This is a genomic window from Nocardioides sp. J54 (assembly GCF_000519005.1).
Lineage (GTDB): Bacteria > Actinomycetota > Actinomycetes > Propionibacteriales > Nocardioidaceae > Nocardioides.
Genome location: NZ_JAER01000008.1, coordinates 35,007 through 60,875 on the forward strand (window position 1 = coordinate 35,007; position 25,869 = coordinate 60,875).

General features: G+C 71.6%; 20 protein-coding genes. 5 read left to right on the plus strand and 15 right to left on the minus strand.

What is annotated here, in order from left to right:
* Window positions 1–274: 274 nt before the first annotated feature.
* The 6 genes from NOCJ54_RS24455 to rocD all read right to left on the minus strand — a co-directional run bounded on the left by NOCJ54_RS24455 (window position 275) and on the right by rocD (window position 8,676).
* Window positions 275–3,238, minus strand: coding sequence for a S8 family serine peptidase (locus tag NOCJ54_RS24455; protein ID WP_051485590.1), 2,964 nt, complete (start codon window positions 3,236–3,238; stop codon window positions 275–277).
* A 211-nt stretch (window positions 3,239–3,449) separates the two neighbouring features.
* Window positions 3,450–4,133: a histidine phosphatase family protein gene (locus NOCJ54_RS0107730; protein ID WP_028655046.1), complete on the minus strand. Its 684-nt coding sequence runs from the start codon at window positions 4,131–4,133 to the stop codon at window positions 3,450–3,452.
* 4 nt (window positions 4,134–4,137) lie between these two features.
* The gene (locus NOCJ54_RS0107735; protein ID WP_028655047.1) at window positions 4,138–5,187 is read right to left on the minus strand and encodes a phosphotransferase family protein; all 1,050 of its coding nucleotides are present in this window, start codon (window positions 5,185–5,187) and stop codon (window positions 4,138–4,140) included.
* Entirely contained in the window at window positions 5,184–5,984 is an 801-nt protein-coding gene (locus NOCJ54_RS0107740) for an SDR family NAD(P)-dependent oxidoreductase (RefSeq protein ID WP_028655048.1), read from the minus strand. Before NOCJ54_RS0107740 ends, NOCJ54_RS0107735 begins: the two co-directional genes overlap by 4 nt.
* A 161-nt stretch (window positions 5,985–6,145) precedes the next feature.
* A complete protein-coding gene (locus NOCJ54_RS0107745) occupies window positions 6,146–7,417 on the minus strand; it encodes a Glu/Leu/Phe/Val family dehydrogenase (RefSeq protein WP_051485591.1) in 1,272 nt (423 codons plus the stop codon).
* Window positions 7,414–8,676 (minus strand): ornithine--oxo-acid transaminase, encoded by a 1,263-nt coding sequence (rocD, locus tag NOCJ54_RS0107750; RefSeq protein WP_051485592.1) that lies wholly within the window; start codon window positions 8,674–8,676, stop codon window positions 7,414–7,416. The genes NOCJ54_RS0107745 and rocD overlap by 4 nt, the downstream gene beginning before the upstream one ends.
* A gap of 76 nt (window positions 8,677–8,752) precedes the next feature.
* Between rocD and pruA the strand changes: the two genes are divergently transcribed.
* Window positions 8,753–10,426 carry an L-glutamate gamma-semialdehyde dehydrogenase gene (pruA, locus tag NOCJ54_RS24460; RefSeq protein WP_051485593.1) on the plus strand — a complete coding sequence of 558 codons (1,674 nt, stop codon included), beginning with the start codon at window positions 8,753–8,755 and terminating at the stop codon, window positions 10,424–10,426.
* A gap of 39 nt (window positions 10,427–10,465) precedes the next feature.
* The gene (locus tag NOCJ54_RS0107760) at window positions 10,466–11,317 is read left to right on the plus strand and encodes a MurR/RpiR family transcriptional regulator (RefSeq protein ID WP_051485594.1); all 852 of its coding nucleotides are present in this window, start codon (window positions 10,466–10,468) and stop codon (window positions 11,315–11,317) included.
* Window positions 11,318–11,662: 345 nt separating this feature from the next.
* On the opposite strand, the gene NOCJ54_RS24465 is transcribed toward NOCJ54_RS0107760, so the two are convergent.
* The 8 genes from NOCJ54_RS24465 to mftD form a co-directional block, all read right to left on the minus strand.
* Entirely contained in the window at window positions 11,663–12,736 is a 1,074-nt protein-coding gene (locus NOCJ54_RS24465; protein ID WP_051485595.1) for a branched-chain amino acid ABC transporter permease, read from the minus strand.
* Window positions 12,733–13,608, minus strand: coding sequence for a branched-chain amino acid ABC transporter permease (locus NOCJ54_RS0107770; protein ID WP_028655052.1), 876 nt, complete (start codon window positions 13,606–13,608; stop codon window positions 12,733–12,735). Before NOCJ54_RS0107770 ends, NOCJ54_RS24465 begins: the two co-directional genes overlap by 4 nt.
* Window positions 13,605–14,339 carry an ABC transporter ATP-binding protein gene (locus NOCJ54_RS0107775; RefSeq protein WP_028655053.1) on the minus strand — a complete coding sequence of 245 codons (735 nt, stop codon included), beginning with the start codon at window positions 14,337–14,339 and terminating at the stop codon, window positions 13,605–13,607. Before NOCJ54_RS0107775 ends, NOCJ54_RS0107770 begins: the two co-directional genes overlap by 4 nt.
* Before the next feature lies 1 nt (window position 14,340).
* Complete coding sequence (locus tag NOCJ54_RS0107780; protein ID WP_051485596.1) at window positions 14,341–15,093, minus strand: ABC transporter ATP-binding protein; 753 nt, start codon at window positions 15,091–15,093, stop codon at window positions 14,341–14,343.
* Window positions 15,090–16,274: an ABC transporter substrate-binding protein gene (locus NOCJ54_RS0107785; protein WP_198020143.1), complete on the minus strand. Its 1,185-nt coding sequence runs from the start codon at window positions 16,272–16,274 to the stop codon at window positions 15,090–15,092. Before NOCJ54_RS0107785 ends, NOCJ54_RS0107780 begins: the two co-directional genes overlap by 4 nt.
* Window positions 16,275–16,407: 133 nt before the next feature.
* Complete coding sequence (locus NOCJ54_RS24470; protein ID WP_198020144.1) at window positions 16,408–17,733, minus strand: aspartate aminotransferase family protein; 1,326 nt, start codon at window positions 17,731–17,733, stop codon at window positions 16,408–16,410.
* On the minus strand, window positions 17,717–19,189 hold the full coding sequence (locus tag NOCJ54_RS0107795; protein ID WP_028655057.1) for a GMC family oxidoreductase: 1,473 nt from the start codon (window positions 19,187–19,189) through the stop codon (window positions 17,717–17,719). Before NOCJ54_RS0107795 ends, NOCJ54_RS24470 begins: the two co-directional genes overlap by 17 nt.
* A 23-nt stretch (window positions 19,190–19,212) precedes the next feature.
* The gene (gene mftD / locus NOCJ54_RS0107800) at window positions 19,213–20,394 is read right to left on the minus strand and encodes a pre-mycofactocin synthase MftD (RefSeq protein ID WP_028655058.1); all 1,182 of its coding nucleotides are present in this window, start codon (window positions 20,392–20,394) and stop codon (window positions 19,213–19,215) included.
* A gap of 245 nt (window positions 20,395–20,639) precedes the next feature.
* Here mftD and NOCJ54_RS0107805 point away from each other — a divergent pair, with 245 nt between their 5' ends.
* The 3 genes from NOCJ54_RS0107805 to NOCJ54_RS24475 are packed head-to-tail and all read left to right on the plus strand — an operon-like array spanning window position 20,640 to window position 24,229.
* Window positions 20,640–21,932: a glutamine synthetase family protein gene (locus tag NOCJ54_RS0107805; RefSeq protein WP_028655059.1), complete on the plus strand. Its 1,293-nt coding sequence runs from the start codon at window positions 20,640–20,642 to the stop codon at window positions 21,930–21,932.
* Window positions 21,922–23,079 (plus strand): amidohydrolase family protein, encoded by a 1,158-nt coding sequence (locus tag NOCJ54_RS0107810; protein WP_028655060.1) that lies wholly within the window; start codon window positions 21,922–21,924, stop codon window positions 23,077–23,079. The genes NOCJ54_RS0107805 and NOCJ54_RS0107810 overlap by 11 nt, the downstream gene beginning before the upstream one ends.
* Window positions 23,072–24,229, plus strand: a complete 1,158-nt coding sequence (locus NOCJ54_RS24475) for a M20 metallopeptidase family protein (protein WP_036517229.1) — start codon at window positions 23,072–23,074, stop codon at window positions 24,227–24,229. The genes NOCJ54_RS0107810 and NOCJ54_RS24475 overlap by 8 nt, the downstream gene beginning before the upstream one ends.
* 144 nt (window positions 24,230–24,373) lie before the next feature.
* On the opposite strand, the gene NOCJ54_RS0107820 is transcribed toward NOCJ54_RS24475, so the two are convergent.
* Window positions 24,374–25,867, minus strand: coding sequence for a CoA-acylating methylmalonate-semialdehyde dehydrogenase (locus NOCJ54_RS0107820; RefSeq protein ID WP_028655061.1), 1,494 nt, complete (start codon window positions 25,865–25,867; stop codon window positions 24,374–24,376).
* Window positions 25,868–25,869: the final 2 nt, after the last annotated feature.

The window sequence follows — 25,869 nt, forward strand, 5'->3', positions numbered from 1 at the left end:
CGAGACGGGCCGGCCAGGGATCCGAATCGTCCCCACGGGAGCCCCGGCCGGCGCGTCCGGTCCTCCGAGTGCCGTCCTGCACAGCCGCCTGGCGACCCGCTCGCTGATGGGGGGTACCAGCGACCGTCCCACTGTCGCCGGCGTCCACACGCGGACGTTCGGGCACTCGGCCCGCCCCGAGACTAGTGAGGGTTCCTTCACAGTGCCTCGCGGTCACTGTGAAGGAACCCTCACGTGGTGGTGTGCGGCGGTGGTGCCCGCCGGTGCGGAACTCCTAGGAGGTGGTGTCGACGTAGACGAACGTCGAGTTCGGCGCGCCGTCGTACCCGAGCAGCCCGAAGTAGTGGGCGTCCGGGTCGAGCCCGGTCCAGGACACGTCGAAGGAGGTGTCCCCGCCGGTCGTGACCGGCACCGGGTTCGGGTCGACGGTCAGGTCACCGACCGGCGGCGTCCCGCCGAGGTCGAAGACCCGCAGCGACCACGGCACCGGGGCGCCCTGCTCGCCAGCCGAGAAGGCATCCACCTCGACGATGTAGGTGCCGGCCGGCGCACCCTCGAGCGAGAAGGTCTCGCCCGGCGACGGGGTCGCCGCCTCGCCCGCGATCGCGTAGATGTCACCGGGGTCGCAGGACTCGCTGGCGTAGATGTACATGTCCAGGTCGCTGGTCTGGTCCGGCGCGACGAGGTCGAACTGGGCGAGGTCGTTGCCCTCGCCGATCGTCACGCACTCGAGGGTGTAGCCACCGACGGCGAGCGACCCCTCGGAGACCTGTCCCTTGGCCAGCCCGGCGGCGGAGACCTGCAGGTCACCGTTGAAGCCGCCGGTGATCGGGACCTCCACCGAGCCGTCCACGCCGGTGCCGCCGACCGAGGTGGGCGCCTTCACCGAGACCGGCCGCAGCGCCACGGGCAGCCGCACCGTCGTCGGACCGGTCAGCGTCACGTGGCCGAACGCCCACTGGCTGAGCGGGGCGGTGGTGCGCTCGAAGGTGAAGCGCACCCGCATGTCCTGGCCGGCCTTCCTGGCCGTGATCTTCGCCTTGGACGCCGTGGACTTGAAGCCGGGGACGTTGACCTTGACCTTCCACGTGCCCTTGCGGGCCGCGGTGAAGGTGCGTGCCAGGGTCGCCGACGTCATCACGTGGCCCTCGGCGAACGAGGGCAGGTTGACCGCGTTCGGCTCCAGCGCGGGCACGCCGGTGTCGAGGCCGAGGCCGGTGATGTAGCCGTACCACTGCTCCCAGTCGGAGAGGACGAACAGGCCCGGGTTGAGGAAGGCCTTCGGGTTGACGTGTCCGGCACCCTGGGCGAAGAGGTCCTTCGACCGCTTGCCGTCGGCGTCCTTGAGGTCGGTCGCCGTCGTCATCATGGCCGACTTGATCTTCATCGGCTCCCAGCGCGGGTGCACGCCCTGGACGAGCGCGGCGAGGCCCGCGACGTGCGGCGCCGACATCGACGTGCCGGAGTAGAGGTCGTAGTCGCGACCGTTGTTCGACGGCGGCGCGACGGCGGCCAGCACGCTGACGCCCGGGGCCGAGATGTCCGGCTTCAGCAGGTCGCTGTCGTCGGACGCGGCCGGGCCGCGCGAGGAGAAGCCGGCGATCTGCGGGACCGGGGTGGTCGTGCCCGACAGGTTGCCGAGGTCGAAGCGCGCGGTGGCGCTGTCGCCGGCCGACTCGAGGTAGGCGTAGACCTTCGGCGCGTCGACGTCGGAGATGTGGATCGTCGGCAGGGAGTGGAAGTCGGCGTCGAGGCTGCCCTCGCTGATGTTGGCGAGGACGACGCCCACGCCGCCGGCGCGCTCCACCTCGGCGCTCTTCGCGACCCGGTCGTAGACGCCGCGCTGGCACACCACGATCGTGCCGGCGACCTGGGCCGGGTCGAGGCTGTCCGGGGCGCACAGCGCGGTGTCGCCGCCGGAGGTCGAGCCGTTGCCGACGTCCGCGGCGTCGACGAGCTTCGTGCTCGGCAGCGCCTTCGCGCTGATCGAGGCCCCGACGATCTTCTGACCGTTGCCGAGCACCACCGTGTTCTCGAAGCTGGTGTGCGTGCTCGCGGCGACCGTGGTCACCCACGGGCTGTTGTGCGCGACGGTCGAGGCACCCGGGCCGCTGTTGCCGGCGGACGCGGCGACGAAGACACCGGCCTCGGCGGCACCCTCGAACGCGATCTCAGCGGCCTCGAGGACCGTGTCGGTCGGGCCCGAGATCGAGTAGTTGAGCACGTCGACGCCGTCGGCGACGGCCTGCTCGATCGCGGCGACCAGGTCGGACGTCGTGCCGGAGGCGCGACCGTCCTCGGTGGCCCACAGCGCCTTGTAGACCGCGACCTTGGCCGCAGGCGCCACGCCGCTGATCGTGCCGAAGGAACGACCCTCGGTGCTGACCTTCGCGACCTTGCCGCCCGCGGCGGTCGAGGCCGTGTGCGTCCCGTGGCCGTTGCCGTCGCGCGGGGAGATGTAGTCCTCCTCGATCGTGCGCGCCTCGGTGTAGCCGTCGACGAAGTACCGCGCCGAGATCAGCTTCGAGTTGCAGTCGGTGACCGCGAACTCCTCGCCGGCCTGGCACAGGCCGCGGAAGAGGTTGCCGTCGGACTTGCGCATGGACGTGACGGAGCCGGTGATCTTCGTGCTCCACTTGCCCTTCGGCTTGCTGGTGAGCTTCTCGCCCTTGAAGGACTTCGACTCGGGCCACACGCCGGAGTCGATGACCCCGACGACGACGCCGTCGCCGGCCTTCTTCTCGCCGCCGAGCGTCTTCCAGACGCCCTTCTTGCCGGAGAGCCCCAGGAAGTCCGGGGTGTTCCACGTGTCCGCGTAGACGATGGAGTCCTTCTGCACGGTGAGCACGCGACGGTCGGTCGCCAGCTCGGTGGCCTGCTTGGCGGTCAGGTCCGCGACGAAGCCGTTGGCCGAGAGCGTGTAGTGCCGCTCGACGTCGAAGCCGAGGTCGCGCGCCATCTTGTCGTGCGAGGAGCGCAGCTTCTTCGTGTACGACGCCACGCCGTTGCCGCGGGCGTCGAACTGCTTGCCCGACGGGGCCCGCGTCTGGTCGGCCGTGGAGGCGGGCGGGGCCGCCAGCATGACCACGTAGCGGCCGGACTTGAAGCGGGTCAGGTCCGCCTTCGTCCCGCTGAGCCCGGCGCCGTCGCTGGCGCCGGGTCCCGGGTCGTCGCCGTCCGCCACGGCCGGCGCACCCAGGCTGAGGGTGACGCCGAGGACCGCAACGGGTGCGATCACCAGGCTCGAGCGGAGTCTGCGGGCGCGCCGGGCGCCCGCGGAAAGGACGTGCATGTGGGTCCTCCGAGATCCGAGAGAGACGGCGACACCTCGGGAGCCGCCGGTGCGGAGATCGTTCCGCCTGAGTCACCCAACTCAGGAAGGACCCCGGCGTCAAGACCCCCGGGCGAAACAGAAACGGGTAAACCCCATGTTGGGGAAGGCTCTCCGGTCACCGGTAGGTGACCATCTCCCGCGGCACGTGGGGGTGCTCGTTGAAGGTGAGCAGGCGGGCACCCGTGGCGCCGACGATCACGCGGGTGACCGACGTGTTGGCGATGACCGTGTTGAAGCGGGCCCACACCGGACCGACGTCGGCCCCCTCGGGGACCACGAGCAGCGCGGCCAGCGCGGCGATCACGCCACCGGAGGTGACGACGACGGCCGGACCGGGCAGCGCGGCGGCGGCGTCGAGTGCGCGGCGGGCGCGGGTGAGGAAGGCGTCGTACGGCTCCGGGTAGCCGGCGTCGGGCCCGGCGGCCGCCCAGTGGCCGGTGGAGACCTCGAAGTGCTCCTGGAACGCGCGGCGGTCGACGCCGTGGTCCATCACGACGCCGGTGAGCTCGGCGTGGCGGGCCAGCACGGCGAGGTGGTCGAACTCCGCCCAGTCCTCGTCGACCGTGGACGCCTGCTCGAGGCGCGGCCCGTCTGCTGACGAGGCACCCTCGACCATCGCCTCCCAGGTCTCGCGGTGCCGGCGCATGCCGCCGTGCACGACGGCTCCCGGCGTGGGACCGTGGGCGGCGAGCCAGCGGCCGAGTGCACGGCCCTGCTCCCACCCGGCCTCCGACAGGACGTCGTAGTCGTCGGCACCGAAGGACGCCTGGCCGTGGCGGACCAGGAGCAGCACGCCCACGCGGTCAACCCCCGAGGATGCGGCGGCAGCGCGCCTCGAAGCCCGCGACGGCGGGGCCGAACGCGGCGTAGGCCTCGTTCGTGGTCTGGCCGTGGAAGTAGCGGTACCAGATCTGCTGGGCGATCACGGCGAACCGGAACAGCCCGAAGACCTCGTAGAACCGCCACTCCTCGGGGGTGAGGCTCATCCCGCGCCGCTCGAGGTAGGCGTCGATGACCTGCTGGCGGGTCCACATGCCGGGCTCGGCGGTGGGCTGGCGCCGCGTCATCCGGAAGAACTCGTCGTCGTCGGCCTGCACCCAGTAGGCCAGCGTGCAGCCGAGGTCCATCAACGGGTCCCCGACGGTCGCCAGCTCCCAGTCGAGGACGCCGATGATGCGGGTGGGGTCGTCCGCGTCGAGGACCATGTTGTCGAGGCGGTAGTCGTTGTGGATCATCGACGACCCGACGTCGGCGGGCTGGTGCTGGTCGAGCCACGCGGTGATGTCGGACCAGTCGCCGGTGTCGTCGGTGCGCGCGTTCTCGAGCCGCTTGATCCAGCCGCCGACCTGGCGCGCGACGTAGCCCTCGCCCTTGTTGAGCGCCGCCAGCCCCGGCACCGCCGCCACGTCGATCGAGTGCAGCGCGACGAGGGTGTCGACCGCCGCGTCGCAGAGGCGGTCGGCCTGCTCCGCGCTGACCGGGAAGCCGAAGTCGCGGCGCGGGATCAGCCCGACGAGCCGCTCCATCACGTAGAGCTCGCTGCCGATGGGGCTCTCGTCCTCGGTGCAGTGGGCGACCATCGTCGGCACCTGCGGGAACACCGGCTCCAGCGCGGACTGGATGCGGAACTCGCGGCCCATGTCGTGCGCACCGCGGGCCTTGGTGCCGGCCGGCGGGCGACGCAGGATGAGCTCGGGTCCCTCGGCCATCCGCAGCAGGTAGGTCAGGTTGGACGCGCCGCCGGGGAACTGCCGCACCTCGGCGATCCGGCCACGGTCCAGCCACTGCTCGACCGCCGCGACGTCGAACGCGTCCTCCTCGCGCACCGGGCGCGACTCGTCCACCGTGCTCACCGGGCCTCCTCCGTCGGGTCCGTCGGGTCCGTGCCGACCTCGTCGAGCTTGCGGGCCTGGGCCCGCATCACCGCGTCGTACGACGCCCGGTCGGCCAGCTTCAGCTGGTAGGCCGCGCGTGCCGCGTCGTCGGGCACGATCAGCTCGGTGCCGGCGTCGATGCCAGCGAGCACCGCGGCCGCGATGTCCTCGGCGCTGACCGGGCTGTCCTCGACGAGGCGCGTCATCACCTGCTGCAGTGCGGCGTCGCGCCCCTGGACGCCGGCCATCAGGTTGGTCCGGAAGTACGACGGGCACACCGCGTGCGCCGTCACGCCGTACGCCGCCAGCTCGTGGCCGGTGGTCTCGGTGAGCGCGACGACCGCGGCCTTGGTGGCGTTGTAGCCCGCCATCCCGGCGGGGTGCACCAGCCCGGCGAGCGAGGCGATGTTGACGACCCGCCCGCTGCGCTGCTGCTTGAAGACAGGGGTGAACGTGGCGGTGCCGCGCACCGCGCCGAGCAGGTTGATGTCGACCAGCCGCTGCCACTCGTCGATCCCGGACACGTCGAGCCGCCCGCCGCCGGCGATGCCGGCGTTGTTGACGAGCACGTCGAGGCCGCCCCACTGCTGCACGACGAGCTCCCGGGCCACGGCCCAGTCGTCGTCGCTGGTGACGTCGAGGCGGTGGATGCCCGCGCCCTCGACCCGGTCGGTGCGCAGCACCCGCGCGCCCCGCTCCTCCCACGCGGCCGCGAGGGCGGCACCCAGCCCGGAGGCGGCGCCGGTGACCAGGACTCGAACCGAGCGATCGTTCACCCTGCTGACCCTACTGATCGGGTCCGGGGGAGGCGGAGTCGCCCAACCACCGGACTCGGGGCGGGTGGTTCCCCATCCGAATAGGTCGGCAGTACGACGCGAAGCGAACAATTCGGATGGGGAACCGCAGACCCGGACCCGGGGCCAGCAGGCTTCCGGAGTTACGGGTACAGCCCGCGCGCGAGGTGGGCGTTCGCGACGCGGTCGACCGCCAGCACCATCGCGGCGCGCCGGAGGCTGGTGCCGCGCTGCTCGGCCGTCTCCACGACGCTCTCCCACGCCAGCTGCATGCGCTCGGCAAGCCGGTTGTTCACGTCGGACTCGCTCCACCAGTACGCCTGATTGGCCTGCACCCACTCGAAGTAGGAGACGACCACGCCGCCGGCGTTGGCGAGGATGTCGGGCACGACGAGGGTGCCGTTGTCCGCCAGGACCTCGTCGGCGGCCGGCGTGGTGGGTCCGTTCGCCCCCTCGACCACCACCGACGCACGCACGCGGTGGGCGTTGTCGGCGTTGATGACCGCCTCGACGGCGGCCGGCACCAGCAGATCGAGGTCGAGGAACAGCAGGTCGTCCCCGTCGTCCATCGGATCGGCACCCGCGAAGCCCACCACGCTGCCGGTGGCGTCGACGTGCGCCGCGAGCGCGGTGACGTCGAGCCCGGCGGGGTGGTGCACCGCGCCGTACTGGTCGCTCACGGCGACCACCTGCACGCCCGCCTCGGCGAGCAGCAGGGCCGCGTCACGCCCGACCTTCCCGAACCCCTGGACGGCGGCCCGGGACCCGGCGACCGCGACACCGCGGTGCCGGAGGGCGGCGAGCGCGACGTGGACGACGCCCCGGGACGTGGCGCTGGCCCGGCCCAGCGACCCGCCGAGGGCCACCGGCTTGCCGGTCACGACCCCGAGGACCGTGTGCCCGCGGTTGACCGAGTAGGTGTCCATCATCCAGGACATGACCTGCTCGTCGGTGCCGATGTCGGGCGCCGGGATGTCAGTCGCGGGGCCGAGGACGGGCATCAGCTCCGAGGTGTAGCGGCGCGCGACGCGCTGCAGCTCCCCGCGCGAGTAGTTGCGGGGGTCCAGGGTGACGCCGCCCTTGGCGCCGCCGTAGGGGATGTTGACCAGCGCGCACTTCCAGGTCATCCACATGGCGAGCGCACGCACCTCGTCGAGGTGGACGTGGGGGCTGAAGCGCACGCCGCCCTTCGCCGGGCCGCGCGAGAGGTTGTGCTGCACCCGGTGCCCGATCAGCACCTCGACGGTCCCGTCGTCACGACGGAGCGGGACCGAGACGGTGACCTCGCGGCGTGGCGTCGCGAGCATGTCGAACATGCCCGGCAGGTCGAGCTCGGCCAGGGCGTCGCGCAGTTGGCGCCGCGCGGCGACCAGGGGGTTGCGGTCCTCGACCTCGGTCGGGAGCAACGTGGTCATCGGCGCGCTTCCTCCAGGACGGTGCGGAGGGTGGCGACGAGGAGCTCGATGTCGGCCTCCGTGGCGACCAGCGGCGGGGCGAAGCGGACCGTCGAGCCGTGGGTGTCCTTGGCGAGGACCCCGTGGCGCATCAGGCCCTCGCAGACCTCGCGGCCGGTCATCAGCGCCGGGTCGACGTCGACGCCGGCCCACAGGCCGCGGACGCGGACCGCCAGCAGGCCCTGCCCGATGAGCTGCTGGAGACCGGCCTCCAGCCGGTCGCCGAGCACGCGGGCGCGCTCCTGGAACTCGCCGGTCTTGAGGATCTGCACCACCTCGTGCCCGATCGCGGCGGCGAGCGGGTTGCCGCCGAAGGTCGAGCCGTGGGTGCCGGGCCGCACGACGTCCATCACCACGCGGTCCGCAGCGATCGCCGAGACGGGGTAGAGCCCGCCACCGAGCGCCTTGCCCAGGATGTAGATGTCGGGGACGACGTCCTCGTGGTCGCAGGCGAAGGTGCGGCCGGTGCGGGCCAGCCCGGACTGGATCTCGTCGGCGACCATCAGCACGTTGCGCTCGGTGCAGAGCTGGCGCAGCTGGCGCAGGAAGCCCTCCGGCGGCAGCACGACGCCGCCCTCCCCCTGGATCGGCTCGAAGAGCACCGCGACGGTCGAGTCGTTGATCGCCGCGGCCACGGCGTCGATGTCGCCGTACGGGACGCCGACGAAGCCGGGGGTGAACGGGCCGAAGTCCGCGGTGGCGACGTCGTCGTCGGAGAAGCTGACGATGGTCGTCGTACGGCCGTGGAAGTTGCCGTGCATCGTGATGATGTTCGCGGTGCCCGGCGTGACGCCCTTGACCTGGTAGCCCCACTTGCGGCTGACCTTGATCGCGGTCTCCACGGCCTCGGCCCCGGAGTTCATCGGCAGCACGGCCTCCTTGCCCGTGAGCTCGCAGAGCGCCTCGGCGAACGGACCGAGCTGGTCGTTGAAGAAGGCACGGCTGGTGAGTGTCAGCTGCCGGAGCTGGTCGGTGGCGCGGGCGACCAGGCGCGGGAGGCCGTGGCCGAAGTTCAGCGCGGAGTAGCCCGCGAGGCAGTCGAGATAGCGGTTGCCCTCCACGTCGGTCACCCAGGCGCCCTTGCCGTGGGTCAGCACGACCGGCAGCGGGTGGTAGTTGTGCGCCGCGTGCCGCTCGGTCAGCTCGATCTGCTCGGCAGTCCGGGCGCCCTCGCCCTTCACGCTGCCAGGGGTCTCGTTCAGTGCCGTGGTGGAGGTCATGGATCTAGAATGATTCATTCCACTTTGTCGCGCAAGGGGCTATTCTGAAATCTCAGTTACACAACGAGGAGGATTCGTGGATTCGATCAGCCGTGTACCGGCTCCCCGCAACGAGCAGGTGCTCGACTACGCCCCGGGCAACCCTGAGCGCTTCGCGCTGAACGCCGCGCTGGCCGAGCTGGCCACCGGCACGATGGACCTGCCGCACGTGATCGGCGGGCGCAAGGTGACCGGCTCCGGCGACCCCATCGAGGTCCGCGCCCCGCACGACCACAAGCACCACCTGGGGACCATGCGCAACGCCACGGCCGAGGACGCCCTCGCCGCCGTGGAGGCCGCCCGGGCCGCCGCGCCGGCCTGGCGCGCGCTGCCGTACGACGAGCGGGCCGCGGTCTTCCTGCGCGCCGCCGACCTGCTCTCCGGACCCTGGCGTGCCCGCTTGGTGGCGGCGACCATGCTCGGGCAGTCCAAGACGTCGTACCAGGCGGAGATCGACGCCGCCTGCGAGCTCATCGACTTCTGGCGCTTCAACGTCCACTACGGCCGCCAAGTGCTCGCCGACCAGCCCATCGCCAACTCGCCCGGCGTGTGGAACCGCACCGACCACCGCCCGCTCGAGGGCTTCGTCTACGCGATCACGCCGTTCAACTTCACCGCCATCGCCGGCAACCTGCCCACCGCGCCGGCGCTGATGGGCAACACCGTGATCTGGAAGCCCTCGCCCACTCAGCAGGTGGCCGCGTCGCTGACCATGGAGCTGCTGACCGAGGCCGGCCTGCCGCCGGGGGTCATCAACATGGTGACCGGCGACGGCCTCGCCGTCTCCGACGTCGTCCTGGCCCAGCGCGACCTCGCCGGCATCCACTTCACCGGCTCCACCGCCACCTTCCGCCACCTGTGGCGCGAGGTCGCGAACCGCCTCGACGACTACGCGGCCTACCCGCGCCTCGTCGGCGAGACCGGCGGCAAGGACTTCGTGCTGGCCGCCCCCGACGCCGACCCGGTCGCGCTGACGACTGCCCTGGTGCGCGGTGCGTTCGAGTACCAGGGCCAGAAGTGCTCGGCCGCCTCCCGCGCCTACGTGCCCGCCAGCCTGTGGGAGCAGATCCGCGAGCCGCTGGCCCGCACGGTGGACGAGCTGGCGATGGGCGACGTGCGCGACCACCGCAACTTCATCGGCGCGGTCATCGACCAGCGCGCCTTCGACCGGCTGCGGACCGTGCTGGACGAGGTCAAGGACGACGCGGCGGTCGAGGTCGTCGCCGGCGGCACGTACGACGACTCGCAGGGCTGGTTCGTGCGCCCGACCGTGCTCCGGATCGACGACCCCCGGCACCCGGCCTTCTCGACCGAGTACTTCGGGCCGCTGCTCGCGGTGCACGTCTACGACGACAGCGTCCCCGGGGCGCTGGAGGCAGTCGCGGACCTGGTCGACTCGACCTCGCCGTACGCGCTCACCGGGGCGATCCTGGCCACGGACCGTCGCGTCGTGCACCAGCTCTCGGAGCGGCTGCGCTTCGCCGCGGGCAACTTCTACGTCAACGACAAGCCCACGGGCGCCGTCGTCGGCCAGCAGCCCTTCGGTGGCGGCCGCGCGTCGGGCACCAACGACAAGGCCGGTGCGGCAGCCAACCTGCTGCGCTGGACCAGCCCGCGGTCCATCAAGGAGACCTTCGTGCCGGCCACCTCGCACACGTACCCGCACATGCGGGACCCGCGCGAGGTCGACCTCACCGACGTCGTCCTCTGATCATCCTCCGTCCGCCCCCTGCGTTGATAGGTTCAGCACGTGACTGACATCCCTGGCGGCCACGCCTCGGTGCGCAAGCTGCTCACGGCGATGCTCAACGAGCTCAGCAACAGCGAGCGCAAGGTCGCCCGGGCGTTGCTGGCGCAGTACCCGACCGCCGGCCTGACCACGGTCGTCGACCTCGCCACGGCGGCCTCGGTCAGCCCGCCCACCGTGGTGCGGTTCGTGACCCGGCTCGGCTTCAGCGGGTTCCCGGCGTTCCAGCGCGCGCTGGTGCACGAGCTCAACGGGGAGCTGGGCTCGCCGCTGAAGCAGTACCCCGAGAAGGGCGGTCCCTCCAAGGAGGGCGTGCTGACGGAGACCTACCAGGCCTTCGCCGCCATGCTCTCGGCGTCCTACGAGGAGCTGCCGGAGTCGGAGTTCCACAAGATGACCAAGCTGCTGTGCGACCCGGGCCGTGAGGTCCGGGTCGCCGGTGGCCGGTTCAGCGGCTCGGTGTCGTCGTACCTCGTGGGGCACCTGCGCCTGCTGCGCGCCGGGGTCCACCACGTCGACGGTGACGACCTCGACCGCCGTACCGCCATCGCGGACGCGTCGTCCAGCACGGTGCTGGTCATCTACGACTACCGGCGCTACACCGACCGGAGCGTGGTCTTCGCCGAGGGCATGGCGGCCCGCGGCGCGACGGTGTGCCTGATGACCGACAACTGGCTCTCCCCGATCGCCAAGTTCGCAAAGGTGGTCCTGCCCATGCGGGTCGACTCGGCCTCGCCGTTCGACTCCCTGGTGGCGTCCATGGCCCTCACCGAGAGCCTGGTCGCGGCGGTGGCCGCCGAGCTCGGCGACGCCGGCGTCAAGCGCCTGGAGCTGGTCGAGGAGTCCGGCGGCTGAGCAGGTACGACGATCACGACGATCACGAAGAGAAGGGCCCCACCGCCAGGTGGGGCCCTTCTTGCATCGGTCGGGATCCCCGGAGATCCGGGGATCCATGCAGCTGTCGGGCGCTGCCCCCGGGGCCACGGCCGGCACCGCCGGACCGGAGGGGGCGCCGTACCAACCCCAGCTCGACGCCACAAACCACAACTCGACGCCGACAAGCCCCAACTCGACGCCGACAACCCCCAAGTCAACGGGGTGAGGGGGCGGGGAGGCGGCAGACACGAAGCAGGGCCCCACCGCGGACGGTGGGGCCCTGCTTGGTTCCTGACGCCGTCGGTCGCGCGTCCGGGGACGGGACTACCCGGCGTGGGCGGGCTCGCGCTCCGCCTCGGGAGCCGGCTCGGCGGCGCGGCGGCGCGAGCCCGGGAGCCGGAGCTCACGCACGCCCATCAGGCCGTAGGGCGCCTTGACCAGCACCACGAGCAGGACGCCCGCGACGATCAGGTCGGCCACACCCGCCGGCAGCGCCGAGCCGCCGGTGAACTGGCCGTCCTGGAAGCGACGCAGCACCTCCTGGAGCGCGCTGACCGCCAGGGCGCCGACGACGGCACCGCTCAGCGACAGGTAGCCGCCGAGCACGATCATCACGACGAAGGAGAAGGTCGCGGCGAGGAAGAAGCCGTTGACGTTGAACGACGTCAGGTAGCCGGCGTACAGCGCCCCGGCCACGCCACACAGCATCGCGCTGATCACCCAGGCGATGGCGCGGTGCCGGCCGACGGCGATCCCGGCCGCCTCGGCGGCCCAGAAGTCCTCGCGGGAGGCGCGCAGCTGGAGGCCGCCGCGCGAGCACCTGTAACCCCAGGCCACGACCACGGCCAGCGCCGCGACCGCGAACGCCCACCAGGCCGTCGTGCCGCGCGGGATGCCGATCATGCTCGAGGAGCCGCGGGTGACCTCGGTCCAGCTGTTGAGCACGTTGTAGGTGACCATGAGCATCGCCAGCGTCGCGATGCCGGACTGCAGGCCGCTCAGCCGCGCCACGACGGGCGCGGTCACCAGTCCGACGACCCCGGCCACCACGGCACCGGCGAGCAGCGCCACCGGGAAGCTGGTGTGCACGTCGGCCAGCCACGACAGCCAGCCCGGCAGGTCGGAGAAGAGCGACTTCTTCAGTGGCACCGGGATGGTCAGGTACGCCGTCGTGTACGCGCCGGCCGCCATGAACGCCACGTGCCCGAAGGACATGACGCCGGAGTTGCCGGAGAAGACCGACAGCCCGACCACGAAGACCACCGAGACCAGGGCGAGGGTGGCCACCCGTGCCGTGGTGACGTCGCCGTAGGCCCCGATGAGGGCGACGACGAGGACGAGCCCGATCAGGATCGCGGGCGTCGAGACGGCTGCGACGAGCCGGTTCTGGTTCTTCACGAGACACGCACCTTGGTACCGGAGAGGAGGCCCTGGGGCCGCACGACGAGCACGGCGATGAGGGCGCTGAACAGGAAGGCGTCGCGGAAGGCGATCAGGTCGGTCGGCAGCAGCGACTCGAGCAGCGCGGTGGCCGCACCGAGCAGGAAGCCCCCGAGCGCCGCGCCCTTGAGGCTGCTCATGCCGCCGAGCACGGCACCGATGACACCGATCAGCATCGGCTGCAGGCCCATCTCGGCACTCACCGATCCCTGCCGGGCCACCAGGACCGCGGCTCCGACGGCGGACAGCACGCCCACGATGACGAACGCCGCCGGGATGACCAGGTTCGCCTTCACCCCGAGGCTGGACGCCATCCGGAAGTCCTCGGCCGCCGCCCGCAGCTGGATGCCCAGGCTGGTGCGGCCCATGAGCCACGCGACGCCGAGCAGCATCACGCCGCACAGGCCGAGCGTAAGCAGGTCCAGGACGCTGACGTCCGCACCGAGGAACTCGATCCGGTGGGAGAGGAAGCTCTCCGGCGGCACGCCCTTGGTGCGGGGCAGGACCGTCATCCGGGCCACGCTCTGCAGCGCGAGGCTGACCGCGAAGGACGCGATCATCAGCGTCACCGGGTCGGCGTCGCGCAGCGGGTGGAACGCCAGGCGTTCGCTGACCACGGCCACGACGACCGAGAAGAGGATCGCCATCAGCACCGCGAACGGCCAGGGCTGGTCGCGGAACAGGTACATGGCGAAGGCGCCGGCGAGGATGAGCTCGCCGTAGGCGAAGTTCATCAGGCCGAGGACACCGAAGAGCAGCGCGACGCCGATGGTCAGCAGCGCGTAGAGCGCTCCGAGCCCGACCGCGTTGACGAGGAACTCGATGATCATTGGGGGGCACCCACTTCCGCAGGGGAGAAGCCGAGGTAGTCCACGACCGCCGGGATGCGGCCGAGCTCGGCCGCGGTGCCGCTGCCGAGCACGCGGCCCGGCGCCTGCAGCACGTAGGAGCGGTCGGAGACCTCGAGGGAACGGACGGCGTTCTGCTCGACCAGGAGGATGGTCATGCCCTCCTCGCGCAGCGCCACGACCACGTCGAAGATCAGGTCGACGATGATCGGCGCCAGGCCGAGGGTGGGCTCGTCGAGCAGCAGCAGCTTCGGGTTGAGCAGCAGGGCCCGCGCGATCGCGAGCTGCTGCTGCTCACCGCCGGACAGCAGGCTGGCGCCGCGGGACCAGTACTTGCGCAGGACGGGGAACCGCTCGAGCTCGCGCTCGATGTCGGCGGCCACCTGGGCCTTGTCCTTGCGGGTGACCGCACCCAACCGCAGGTTCTCGCCGACGGTCAGGCTGGCGAAGATGCCGCGGCTCTCGGGGACGTGCGAGACGCCGGCCCGGATGGTCGAGTAGGACTTGTCCGAGACCGAGACGCCGTTGACCGTGATCGAGCCGGAGGCCACGGGCACCTCGCCCATGATCCCCTTGACCAGGGTGCTCTTGCCGGCGCCGTTCTGGCCGATGAGCGAGACCAGCTCGCCCTCGCCGACCTCGAGCGAGCAGCCCTGCACCGCCCGGACCGACGAGCCGTACTGGAGGTGGACATCCTCGATGCGCAGGACCATGTCAGTGTCGCTTTCCGAAGTAGATCTCGATGACCCGCGGGTCGGAGCGCACCGTCGCCGGCTCGCCCTCGACGACCGTGCGGCCGCTGTCGAGCACGTGCAGGCGGTCGCAGGTCCCCATCACCACGGACATGTCGTGCTCGACGAGGAGCACGCCGCAGTCGCGGCGCTGGGCGAACCCGCGGATCGCGGTGATCAGCTCGACCGCCTCGCTCTCGTTCTGGCCGGCGGCCGGCTCGTCGAGGAGGAGGAAGCGCGGGCCCGTGGCGAGCGCCCGGGCGATCGCGGCGGTGCGGACCCGCCCGGCGGTGAGCTGCTGGGCCAGGTCGTGGGCGACCGGCTCGAGCCCGAGCTCCTCGATGATCTCCGCGGTCAGGGCTCGTGCCGCGGGGCGGCGGAGGCCGCCGCCCAGGGCGGCGGCCTCCACGTTCTCCCACACCGTGAGCCGGCCGAAGACCCGGCCGCTCTGGAAGGTGCGGACGACACCCCGGCGTGCGCGCTGGCGCATGGAGAGCCGGGTGATGTCCTGGTCGTCGATCGAGATGCTGCCGGCGCTGGCCTTGAGCATCCCGCTCAGCAGGTTGAGCGTGCTGGTCTTGCCCGAGCCGTTGGGGCCGATCAGGCCCAGCACCTCACCGCTGCGCACCTCGATGGTGACGCCGTCGACGGCCTTGACACCGTCGAAGTGGATCCCCCCGCCGGCCATCCGGAGCACGGACGACCGGCGGGTGGGGTTGAGGTCGGTGGCGGTCATGACGCGCAGGCGTTGCCGTCACCGAGGTCCGGGATCGTGTCGACACGCTGCTGGCCCGCGAAGGTCATCGCACCGTTGGCGACCTCGACGACCGTCATCGGCATGTCGATGATCTTGTGGCAGCTCGACGAGAAGTAGTTCACGTCGCCGATCGGCGTCGACACCGAGCCGTCACCCTCGAGGGCGTCCTTCAGGTCGCTGCCGGACAGGGACTTGGCGTCGCCGACGGCGTCCGCGATCGCGGTGACCATGTTGTAGCCCAGGAGCGCGTAGCTGGAGGCCGGCTTCGAGCCGTAGTCCGCCTCGTAGGCCTTCACGAAGGCGTCGAGCTCGTCGGCCGAGTCGGCGCCGCTGCAGTACACGTAGCAGGCGAAGGCGGTGTAGTAGATGTCGCTGGCCTTGTCACCGACGATGTCCAGCAGGGCCTGGCCGTCGAGGGCCGCGGGGGCGACCACGGGGATGGTCACGCCGGCCTCGCGCAGCTGGCGGATCGCGGTGGAGCCGCCCGGGTTCCAGCTGGCGACGTACACGAAGTCAGGCTGGGTCGACAGGCCCTTGAGGCGGCTGGCCTGGCTGTTGATGTCGACGTTGTCGCCACCGGGGAAGGCGTCCTTGCCGACGATCTTGCCGCCGAGGTCCTCGAACTTCGCGGTGAAGTAGCGGCCGGCCGACTTGGTGTACTCGATGCTCTCGTCCTGCAGCACGTAGGCCGTCTTCCAGCCCTTCTCGAACGCCCAGGCGGCGCCGGAGGCACCCTCGACGTCGCTGCCGGCGTTCGCGGAGAACACGTAGTCGCCGAGCGTGGTGGTGTCGGCCATCTTCGGGTCACCGGCGCAGATGGAGACCGCCGGGATGCCGGAGGACTGCGCGACGGTCGCACCGGGGGCGCTGAGGTCGAAGTCGCACGGCGTGACCAGCAGGTCAATGCCCTCCGAGATCAGCTCGGTGGCCGCGGTGCCCACGGTGTCGGGGCTGGACCGGACGTCCTTGCTGATGACCTTGATCTTCTTGCCGTCGATCCCGCCGGCGTCGTTGATCTCCTTGACGCGCAGCAGGGCGGCGTTGCCCGGCTCGACGTCGAAGGGAGCCATGTTGCCGCTCTGGCTGAGCGCGAAGCCGATGACGATCTCGTCGGCGTCACTGCCGGAGTCGTCCGAGCCCGAGCACGCGGTCGCGAGCACGAGGGGGGCGATGGCAGCCGCTACCAGGGCCTTGGAGCCTGACAAAGGGCGCGCGAATCCAAGCATGGGTCCTACCTAAGGGTCAGAGAGGTTGGGTTGAGGGGTGAGGAGGGGCGGCCCTGGCCGACGCTGGCTAGGAGATGGCCGCCCTCAGTGCGACCCGGACGCACTCGATGGTGGTGGCGACATCGGCCTCGGTGGTGGCCGCGTTGAGCCGACGGTCCCCGGTCGGGAAGGCCGGCTCGAGAACACCTTGGGACAGGAGCGAGGCGTGGTAACGCCCGTACATCTCCGCGTCGCACTCGAGCGACTCGCGGAAGTTCTTGGGGAGCTCGGGGCGGAAGTAGATCGCCCACTCCGAGCCCAGGCCGGTCACCGTGGCCGGCGCACCGGTCTCGGCGATCGCGTCGGCGATGCCGGCGCGCATCTGCTCACCCCGCGCGTACAGCGTGGTGAAGATGTCGTCGCTCGCCATGATCTCGAGGGTCTTGTTGGCCGCGGCGAGGGCGTACGGCGAGGCGTTGTAGGTGCCGTCGATGGTCGCCTCGGTCTTGCTGTAGGCACCGAGGTGGCCCATCAGCGAGTCGATGCCGGCCAGGCCGGCCAGCGAGTAGCCGTTGGCGACGGCCTTGCCGAAGGCGGTCAGGTCGGGGGTGACGCCGCAGATCGACTGGTAGCCACCGATCGCCGCGCGGAAGCCGGTCTTGATCTCGTCCATCACCATCACGACGCCGTGCTGGGTGCACAGCTCGCGCAGCAGCTCGAGGAAGCCGGGCTCGGCGGGCACGCACCCGAAGCTGTGCACGTAGCCCTCGGTGAAGGCCGCGGCCAGCTGGGCACCGTGCTCGGCGAAGGCGGCGCGCAGGCCGTCCGCGTCGTTCCACTCGACGACGACGACGTCGTCCACGACGGCCGGGTGGAGGCCCCCGCCGTTCGGGGTGTTGAGCGGGGTGTCGGGTCCGAGGTCCTTGCGGGAGCTGCCGACCGCGACGTGGTCGTTCCAGCCGTGGTAGGAGCCGTGGAACTTCAGCACCTTGAGCCGGCCGGTGGCCGCGCGGGCGATGTGGACCGCGTGCATGGTGGCATCGGTGCCGGAGGTGCAGAACGCGACCTTGTCGGCCGACGGCATCACCTCGCAGATCCGCTCGGCCAGCTCGGCCTCGCCGGCCTGCGGGCCGACGCCGGTCAGGTCACAGGTGTTGGCAGCCTTCAGCACCGCCTCGTTGACCCGCTCGTCGCTGTGGCCCAGGACGATCGGGCCCCACGCGTTCAGGTAGTCGACGTACTGGCGACCCTCCTGGTCCCAGATGTAGGCGCCCTTGGTGCGGACGAACACCTGCTGCCAGCCGACCCGGTGGCCGGAGGAGACGCCGCGGGGCACGACGGCCTCCGCACGGCGCCAGCTCGCGACCTGCTCGGCGGCCGGGGCGGGGTCGGTGGTCTCAGACAGAGAGGACACGGTCGGTCGCTCCTTCGGTGGTGGAGGTGGCCAGGTCCTCGAGCAGCGCAGCGCTGAGCCGCTCGGCGACCATGACGACGGGGAGGTGGGTGTTCGCAGCCGGCACCTCGGGGATGATGGAGCAGTCGATGACGCGCACGTTGTCCAGGCCGAGGACCCGACCGCGCTGGTCGACCACGGCGTCCGGGTCGTCGGCGCGACCCATCCGGGCGGTGCCGACGGCGTGGAAGTAGTCGCCGATCGACGAGCTGAGCCACGCCTCGTAGGCCTCGGGGTCGTCGAGTGCCGAGACCGGGGTGCCGGCGGCGTCGATGAACGCCTCCTCGACGATCTCCTGGAAGGGCGGCGTCTCGAGCACCCGACGGGCCAGGTCCACGGCCTCGCGCATGACCTGGCGGTCGCGCTCGGTCGTGAGCATCCGCTCGGCGATGACCGGCGGGCCCGACGGGTCGTCGGGGTTGAGTCGGACCTCTCCGGTGGACGTCACCGTCATCACCGCGGCCATCACGACCGCGTGGTGCTGCGGCGAGCTCTCGGAGAGCGCGCCCTGCATCGGCAGGAGGTGGATGTCGCCGTACTCGACGCTGGAGGAGGCGCGGACCACGGCGTTGATGCAGGGCTTGCCCTCGCGCACCTCCTGGTGCCCGGGCCGCAGGGAGAGCAGGATCGAGGCAGCGGGGTGGTCCTGCAGGCCCTTGCCGACGCCCGGACGGTCGCAGCCGCTGCGCAGCAGGATCGCCGGGGTCTCAATGGTGCCCGCGGCGAGGACCACCTGGTCGGCCCGCAGCTCGGTGCCGTCCACGAGCACCACGCCGACGACGGCGTCGCCCTCGCGGAGCAGCCGCTCGACGCGGCTGTCCGTGCGCAGCTCGACCCGGCCCGCGGCGACCGCCGGGCGCAGGTAGGCCTCGGCGCTGGAGCGACGGCCGTTCTCGTCGGCGTTGCGCCACAGCGTGCCCGCCCCGTTGTCGGGGGTGAGCGTGTCGACGCCGGTCGTCATGCCCAGCACCCCGGCCGCCTCGACCAGAGCCCGGTCCATCGGGGTGTAGTCCTCAGGCTGCGTCGCGACGAGGTCGGCACGGAGCCGCTCGAAGGTCGGGGCCACGGCCTCCCAGGACCACTCGTTGAGGCCGAAGTGCTCGGCCCAGCGGTCGTAGTCACGCGGCAGCCCCGGCAGGGCGAGCATCGCGTTGACCGAGGACGACCCGCCCACGCCGCGGCCGCGGTGGTACTGGCGGGGCGCGTCGCCCTCAAGCCGCGTGGCGAGCAGGCCAGGGTCGAAGGCCTCGGGGGAGACCATCGCGTCCATCCAGTTCGCGGACGCCAGTCGGTCGCCGGTCTCGGTGCCCTGCCAGTCCGGTCCACCCTCGAGGAGGACGACGTCGTGGTCCTCGCCCAGCCGGGCGGCGACGATGCAGCCGGCGCTGCCGGCCCCGACGACGATGATGCGTGCCATGGTGCGTTTCTCTCCGGTCCTGCTCAGCGGGCGGGCGGGACGAAGAAGCCAGGGTTGAGGACCATGAGGTCCTCGCGGGACAGCTCGGACAGCGAGCTGCGACCGATGCCGTACATGGTCTCGTGGATGCCGCTGCGCAGGATCTGCAGGACCTCGTGCACGCCGTCCTCACCGTTGACCGCGAGGCCGTAGAGGAAGGCCCGACCGACGAGCACGGCGCGCGCACCGAGCGCCAGCGCCTTCACCACGTCGGATCCGCGGCGGATGCCGCCGTCCAGGGTGACCTCGACCTGGTCGCCGACAGCCTCGACGATGGAGGGCAGGTAGCGCAGCGGGGACGGGCTGCCGTCGATGTTGTTGCCGCCGTGGTTGGACACACCGATGGCGTCCGCACCCAGGTCGACGCTCATCTTCGCGTCCCGGATCGTGTTGATGCCCTTCACCATGAAGGGGCCACCCCACAGCTCACGCAGCCACTTGACGTCGTCCCAGGTCGGCGGCGGCGTCTCCTCGAAGCGCGACCAGGCCGCGCCGAAGTAGGGCTCGGTGCCGTCGAGCTCGAACAGGTTGGGCACCTTGAGCTGCGGGATCTGGCCGCGGCGCAGGTAGCTGGCGAACCAGCGCGGGCGGCTGAGCGGCTCGGGCGCCAGCTCGGCCATGGTCCGCAGCTTCATGTCGCTCGGCGGCGACGGCGGCACACCCCAGTCGCGGCGCGGCGTGTGGGACCAGTCGAGGGTCACGATCAGCGCCTTGGCGCCGGCGTCACGGGCGGCCTCGACGCGGGCCTCGATCTCGGTCTTGGTGCCCACCCAGTAGAGCTGGAAGATCGTCTTGTCGTTGGCGCGGGCGACGTCCTTGACCGAGTCGGACGCCCACGAGCTGAGGCCCACCGCGGTGCCGGCCCGGGCCGCCGCGCGGGCCACCCCGACCTCGCCGTCCGGGTGGATCGCCTGCGCGCCCACCGGCGAGATGACGACCGGGAAGTCGATGTCGAGACCCATCAGCGAGGTCTTGAGGTCGATGTTGGTGGGCCGGTCGAAGACGGTCGGCGAGAAGCCCAGCTCGTTGTAGGCCCGGAGGTTCTCGTCCAGGGTCCAGCCCTGCTCGTTCCCGGCCTTGACGGCCAGCCACACGGCACGGGGAAGACGCTTCTTGGCGAGTCTCTCCGCCTCCGCGAGGTTGCGGAAGCGCACACGCTTGCTCATGGGGGACTCCTTCAGTGGGTCGGAGGGCTTCACCGTAGGTTGAAACGTTTCTTACGGCAAGACCCCTTGCAGAACTTTTTGTAACAGCCGTGCCAGCAACGGAGGCTCGGGTGAGAGAATCTGAAGTCGACCAAGTCTTGTAATCAGTATTGCAGAATGCAAGGGTTGACCGCATTCTGTAATGCATGTACCAATCGTGGTGGCAGGACGACGACTGCTCCTGACCCCGCTCGAGAAGGTGGACGATGACCCCCGACAAGACCCTCTTCGTCGCGACCAGCGACCTCGCCGGCCAGCTGCGCGGGCGATCCGTGCCCTCCGCGGCCGCAGACTCCGTCCTGCGCCGGGGCGTCGGCTGGGTGCCTGCTGACCTCGCCATCACCGCCTTCGGGCCGATCGCGCCGAACGTCTTCGGCTCGACCGGTGACCTCCGGCTCATGCCGGACGCCTCCACCCAGGTCGACATCCCCGCGCGCGGGGAGGACCCTGCCGTCTCGATCGTGCTGGCCGACCAGTGCGAGCCGGACGGCTCGGCGTGGGCGTGCTGCCCGCGGACCTTCGCGCGCACCGCGCTGGAGGACCTGCGGCGCGAGACCGGCCTGGAGGTGACCGCGTCCTTCGAGCACGAGTTCATGGTCCGCGACCTGCCCGCGACCGCGCCGTTCTCCTTCGAGCGGCACCGCAGCGTCGAGCCGTTCGGCTCCGAGCTGGTGGCCCTGCTGGAGTCCGCGGGCCTGCAGCCCGAGAACTGGCTGCCCGAGTACGGCGAGGACCAGTTCGAGATCACCCTGGAGCCCGCCCCCGGACTGGTCGCTGCCGACCGCGCGGTCCTGCTCAAGGAGCTGGTGCGCGACCACGCCCGCCGCCACGGCCACCGGGTGACCTTCGCCCCCCTCGCGCACCCCGACGGCAGCGGCAACGGCGTCCACGTGCACCTCTCGCTGCAGACCGCCGACGGCTCCCCCGCGCTCCACGACCCCTCGGCACCGGCCGGCCTCAGCGAGGTCGGACGACGTTTCTCCGCCGGGATCCTGGCGCACGCCCGAGCCCTGCTGGCGTTCACCGCCCCGAGCCCGGTGTCCTACCTCCGGCTCACGCCGCACCGCTGGAGCGCCGGCGGCGTCTTCCTCGCCGAGCGCAACCGCGAGGCGTTGCTGCGCATCTGCCCGACGAGCACGGTCGGCGGCGGCGACCCGTCGCGCCAGTACAACCTGGAGTTCCGCGCCTCCGACGCGACGGCGAACCCGTGGCTGACCCTCGGGCTCCTCGCCCGTGCCGGTCTCGCGGGCATCACCGGCGACCTGCCGGAGCCGGTGATCTGGCCGGAGACCGTGACCGAGGAGGAGCTCGCCGGCGTGCCGCTCCTTCCCACGGACCTCTCCGCCGCGCTGGACGACCTGCTCGCCGACGAGGTCGTCACCGGCTGGCTCGACCCGGCCCTGCTCGACACCCACGTGTCGGTCAAGCGGGCCGAGCTCGAGGCCGTCGCCGCGCTGGACCCGGTCGAGCGGTGCGCGAGGTTCGCCGATGTCTACTGACGTGTCCCCCGCCCTCGCCGAGGCGGTCGGCGCCCTGCGGTTGGTGGACCACCACGTCCACTCCTCGCTGGCGGCTCCGGTCGGGCTCGAGGAGCTCGGTGGCCTGCTGAGCGAGTCCGACCGACCCCCGGCGCCCGGCACCTCGCCGTTCGACAGCCAGGTGGCCTACGCCGTCCGCGCCCACTGTGCCCCGCTGCTGGACCTCGACCCCCACGTCCCCATGGAGGACTACGTCGCCGCCCGTGCGGCACTGCCGGTCGAGGAGGTCGACCGCCGGCTGCTCGGCGCCGCGGGCGTGGACCGCTGGCTGATCGACACCGGCTTCCGCGGTGACGCCCTGCTCGACCTGCCCACCTTCGGGTCCCGGGTGCCCGGCGCGTCGGTGGAGGAGGTGGTGCGGTTGGAATCCGTCCTGGAGGGCATCGCCCGCGACGGCGACGCCGCGAGCCTGGAGCTGCGCTTCGTCGAGGCCCTCGCCACGGCGAGCGCCGGCGCGATCGGGCTCAAGTCGGTCATCGCCTACCGCCACGGCTTCGACTTCGACCCGGCCCGCCCGACCACCGACGAGGTCCGTGAGGCCGCCTCGCACTGGCTGGCCGAAGTCGAGCGCAGCGACGCCGAGCCCCGGGTGGACCACCCGGTCCTGCTCCGGATGGCGCTGTGGCACGGCATCGACACCGGCCTGCCGCTCCAGCTGCACGTGGGCTTCGGCGACCCCGACCTCGACCTGCACCGGTGCGACCCGTTGCTGCTCACCGAGTGGCTGCGCCTGGTCGAGCCCACCGGGACGCCGGTGATGCTGCTCCACTGCTACCCGTTCCAGCGGCAGGCGGGCTTCCTGGCCCACGCCTTCCCGCACGTCTACCTCGACGTCGGGCTCGCCGTGAACTACGTCGGCGCCGCCGCGCCGACCGTGATCGCGGAGTCCCTCGAGCTGGCGCCGTTCACCAAGGTGCTGTACTCCTCCGACGCCTGGGGTCCCAGCGAGCTCCACCTGCTCGGGGCGCAGCTGTGGCGCCGGGGCATGACCACCGTCCTCTCCCGCTGGGTCGAGGACGGCGAGTGGTCCGTCGCGGACGCCGTGCGCGTCGCCACCCTGGTCGGCCGCGAGAACGCCGAGCGTGCCTACGGAGGTCGGCGTGGCTGACATCTGGGACGTGCTCGAGAGCCACCTCGCCGAGGCCGCCGAGCTGCGTCGTACCCTGCACCGGCAGCCGGAGCTGTCCGGCAACGAGGCGCTCACGCGTGACCTCGTGCTCGCAGCCCTCCCGGCGACCAGCACGCCGACCAAGGTCGCCGAGACCGGCGCCGTGCTCCGGATCGGCGGAGCGGGTCGCTGCGTCGGGATGCGCGGGGAGATGGACGCGCTGCCGGTCAGCGAGTCGACCGGCGTCGACTGGGCCTCGCAGAACCCCGGCGTCATGCACGCCTGCGGCCACGACGTGCACCTGGCTGCGCTCGTCGCCGTCGCGCGCACGATCCACGAGGTCGGCTCCGACGTACCGCTGCTCGTGGTGCTGCAGCCGCGGGAGGAGACCTACCCGTCGGGCGCCCGGGACATCGCCGAGGACGGCATCCTCGATCGCGAGCAGTGCGCCGTCATGATCGGCGCGCACATCCAGCCGGCGCTGCCCGCGGGTGTCGTCGCCTGCGTCGCCGGGGGCGTCAACGCCTCGTCCGACGAGTTTGAGATCGAGGTCCGTGGCGAGGCCGGACACGCGGCCTACCCGCACCTCGCCGACGACCCGCTGCTGGCACTGGCCGAGACGGTCGTCGCGCTGCAGTCGGTGGTGAGCCGTTCGATCGACCCGATGCGCTCCGCCGTGGTCGGTGTCTCGTCCTTCCAGGCGGGCCAGGCGGCCAACGTGGTGCCCGACGTGGCCCGGGCGACCGGCACGATCCGCGCCCTCGCCTCGGAGACCCGGGACCTGATCCACAAGCGGATCGTGTCGGTGGCCGAGAACATCGCCCGGGCGCACGACTGCGAGGCGTTCGTGAGGATCACCGTCGGCGAGCCCGTCCTCGAGAACGACCCGACGCTGGTCGAGGTCGTCACGGCCGAGCTCACGGCCCAGGACACCCCGGTCTCCACGGACCTCCGCTCGCTCGGTGCCGACGACTTCTCCTACTTCTCCGAGCGGGTGCCGGCCACCATGATGTTCGTGGGGACGGAGTCGGACGAGTCGCTGCACACCGCGAGCCTGCTGCCCACCGACGCGGACCTGCGTGCCGTCGCCCGGGCGATGTTGGCCGGCTACCTCGGCGGCGCAGCGATGATCCGGGCGGGCTCCGCCTGACCGTCCGCCCGGGGCGGTTCCGCTGGCCCGGTGGCTGCGGTTCCCCATCCAGATCGGTCGTCCTGACGGCGATTCGCGACCGATCTGGATGGGGCGCGGCCGACCCATGACCGGGATGGATGGGGAACCGCTCCCCGCGCCGGCTCAGCTGTTCTGCGGGAAGCCCAGGTTGATGCCACCGTGGGAGGGGTCGAGCCAGCGGGACGTGACGGCCTTCTCGCGGGTGAAGAAGTCGACCCCCTGCGGTCCGTAGGCCTTGGCGTCACCGAAGAGCGAGGCCTTCCAGCCGCCGAAGGAGTGGTAGGCGACCGGCACCGGGATGGGCACGTTGATGCCCACCATGCCGACCTCGACCTCCCGCTGGAAGCGGCGCGCCGCACCGCCGTCGTTGGTGAAGATCGCGGTGCCGTTGCCGTAGGGGCCGGCGTTGATGAGCTCGACACCGTCGGCGTACGACGCCACGCGGACCACCGACAGCACGGGACCGAAGATCTCGTCGGTGTAGACCGTCGAGCTCGTCGGGACCTTGTCGATGAGCGTCGGCCCGAGCCAGAAGCCGTCGGCCGCACCGTCGGGCTGGACGTCGCGCCCGTCGACGACGACGGTCGCACCGTCCTGGGTGGCGACGTCGATGTAGCCGGCGACCTTGTCGCGGTGCTCGCGGGTGATCAGCGGCCCCATGTCGCAGGACCGGCGGCCGTCGCCGGTGACCAGCTTGCCCATCCGGTCGCGGATCTTCTCGATGAGCTCGTCGGCGACGGGCTCGACGGCGACCACCACGGAGATGGCCATGCAGCGCTCACCAGCGGAGCCGAAGCCCGCGTTGACGGCGGAGTCGGCGACCAGGTCGAGGTCGGCGTCGGGCAGCACCAGCATGTGGTTCTTGGCACCGCCGAGGGCCTGCACCCGCTTGCCGTGGGCGGTGCCCGTCTCGTAGACGTAGCGCGCGATCGGGGTCGAGCCGACGAAGGAGACGGACGCGACGTCGGGGTTGACGAGCAGCGCGTCGACGGCCTCCTTGTCGCCGTGCACGACGTTGAAGACGCCGTCGGGCAGGCCGGACTCCTTGAGCAGCGCGGCCATCCAGTTGGCGACGCTCGGGTCCTTCTCGCTCGGCTTGAGGACCACGGTGTTGCCGGTGGCGAGCGCGATCGGGAAGAACCACATGGGCACCATCGCCGGGAAGTTGAACGGGCTGATGATGCCGACGACGCCGAGCGGCTCCTTGACGGAGTAGACGTCGACGTCGGTCGAGACGTTCTGCGAGAACGCACCCTTCGCCAGGTGCGGCATGGCGCAGGCGAACTCCACGACCTCGAGGCCGCGCGCGACCTCGCCGGCGGCGTCGGAGAGCACCTTGCCGTGCTCGGAGGTGAGGATCGCGGCGAGCTCGTCCTTGCGGGCGTTGAGCCGCTCGCGGAAGCCGAAGAGCACCTGCTGGCGCCGCGCGATCGAGGTCCGGCCCCAGCTCGCGAACGCCTCCTTCGCGACGGCGACGGCGCGGTCGACGTCCGCGGCGCTGCCGTAGCGCACCTCGCGGGCGACCTCGCCCAGGGCGGGGTCGTAGACGGGACCGGTCCGGTCCGACGATCCGGCGTCGGGACGGCCGGCGATCCAGTGGTCGAGTACTTCGGTCATGG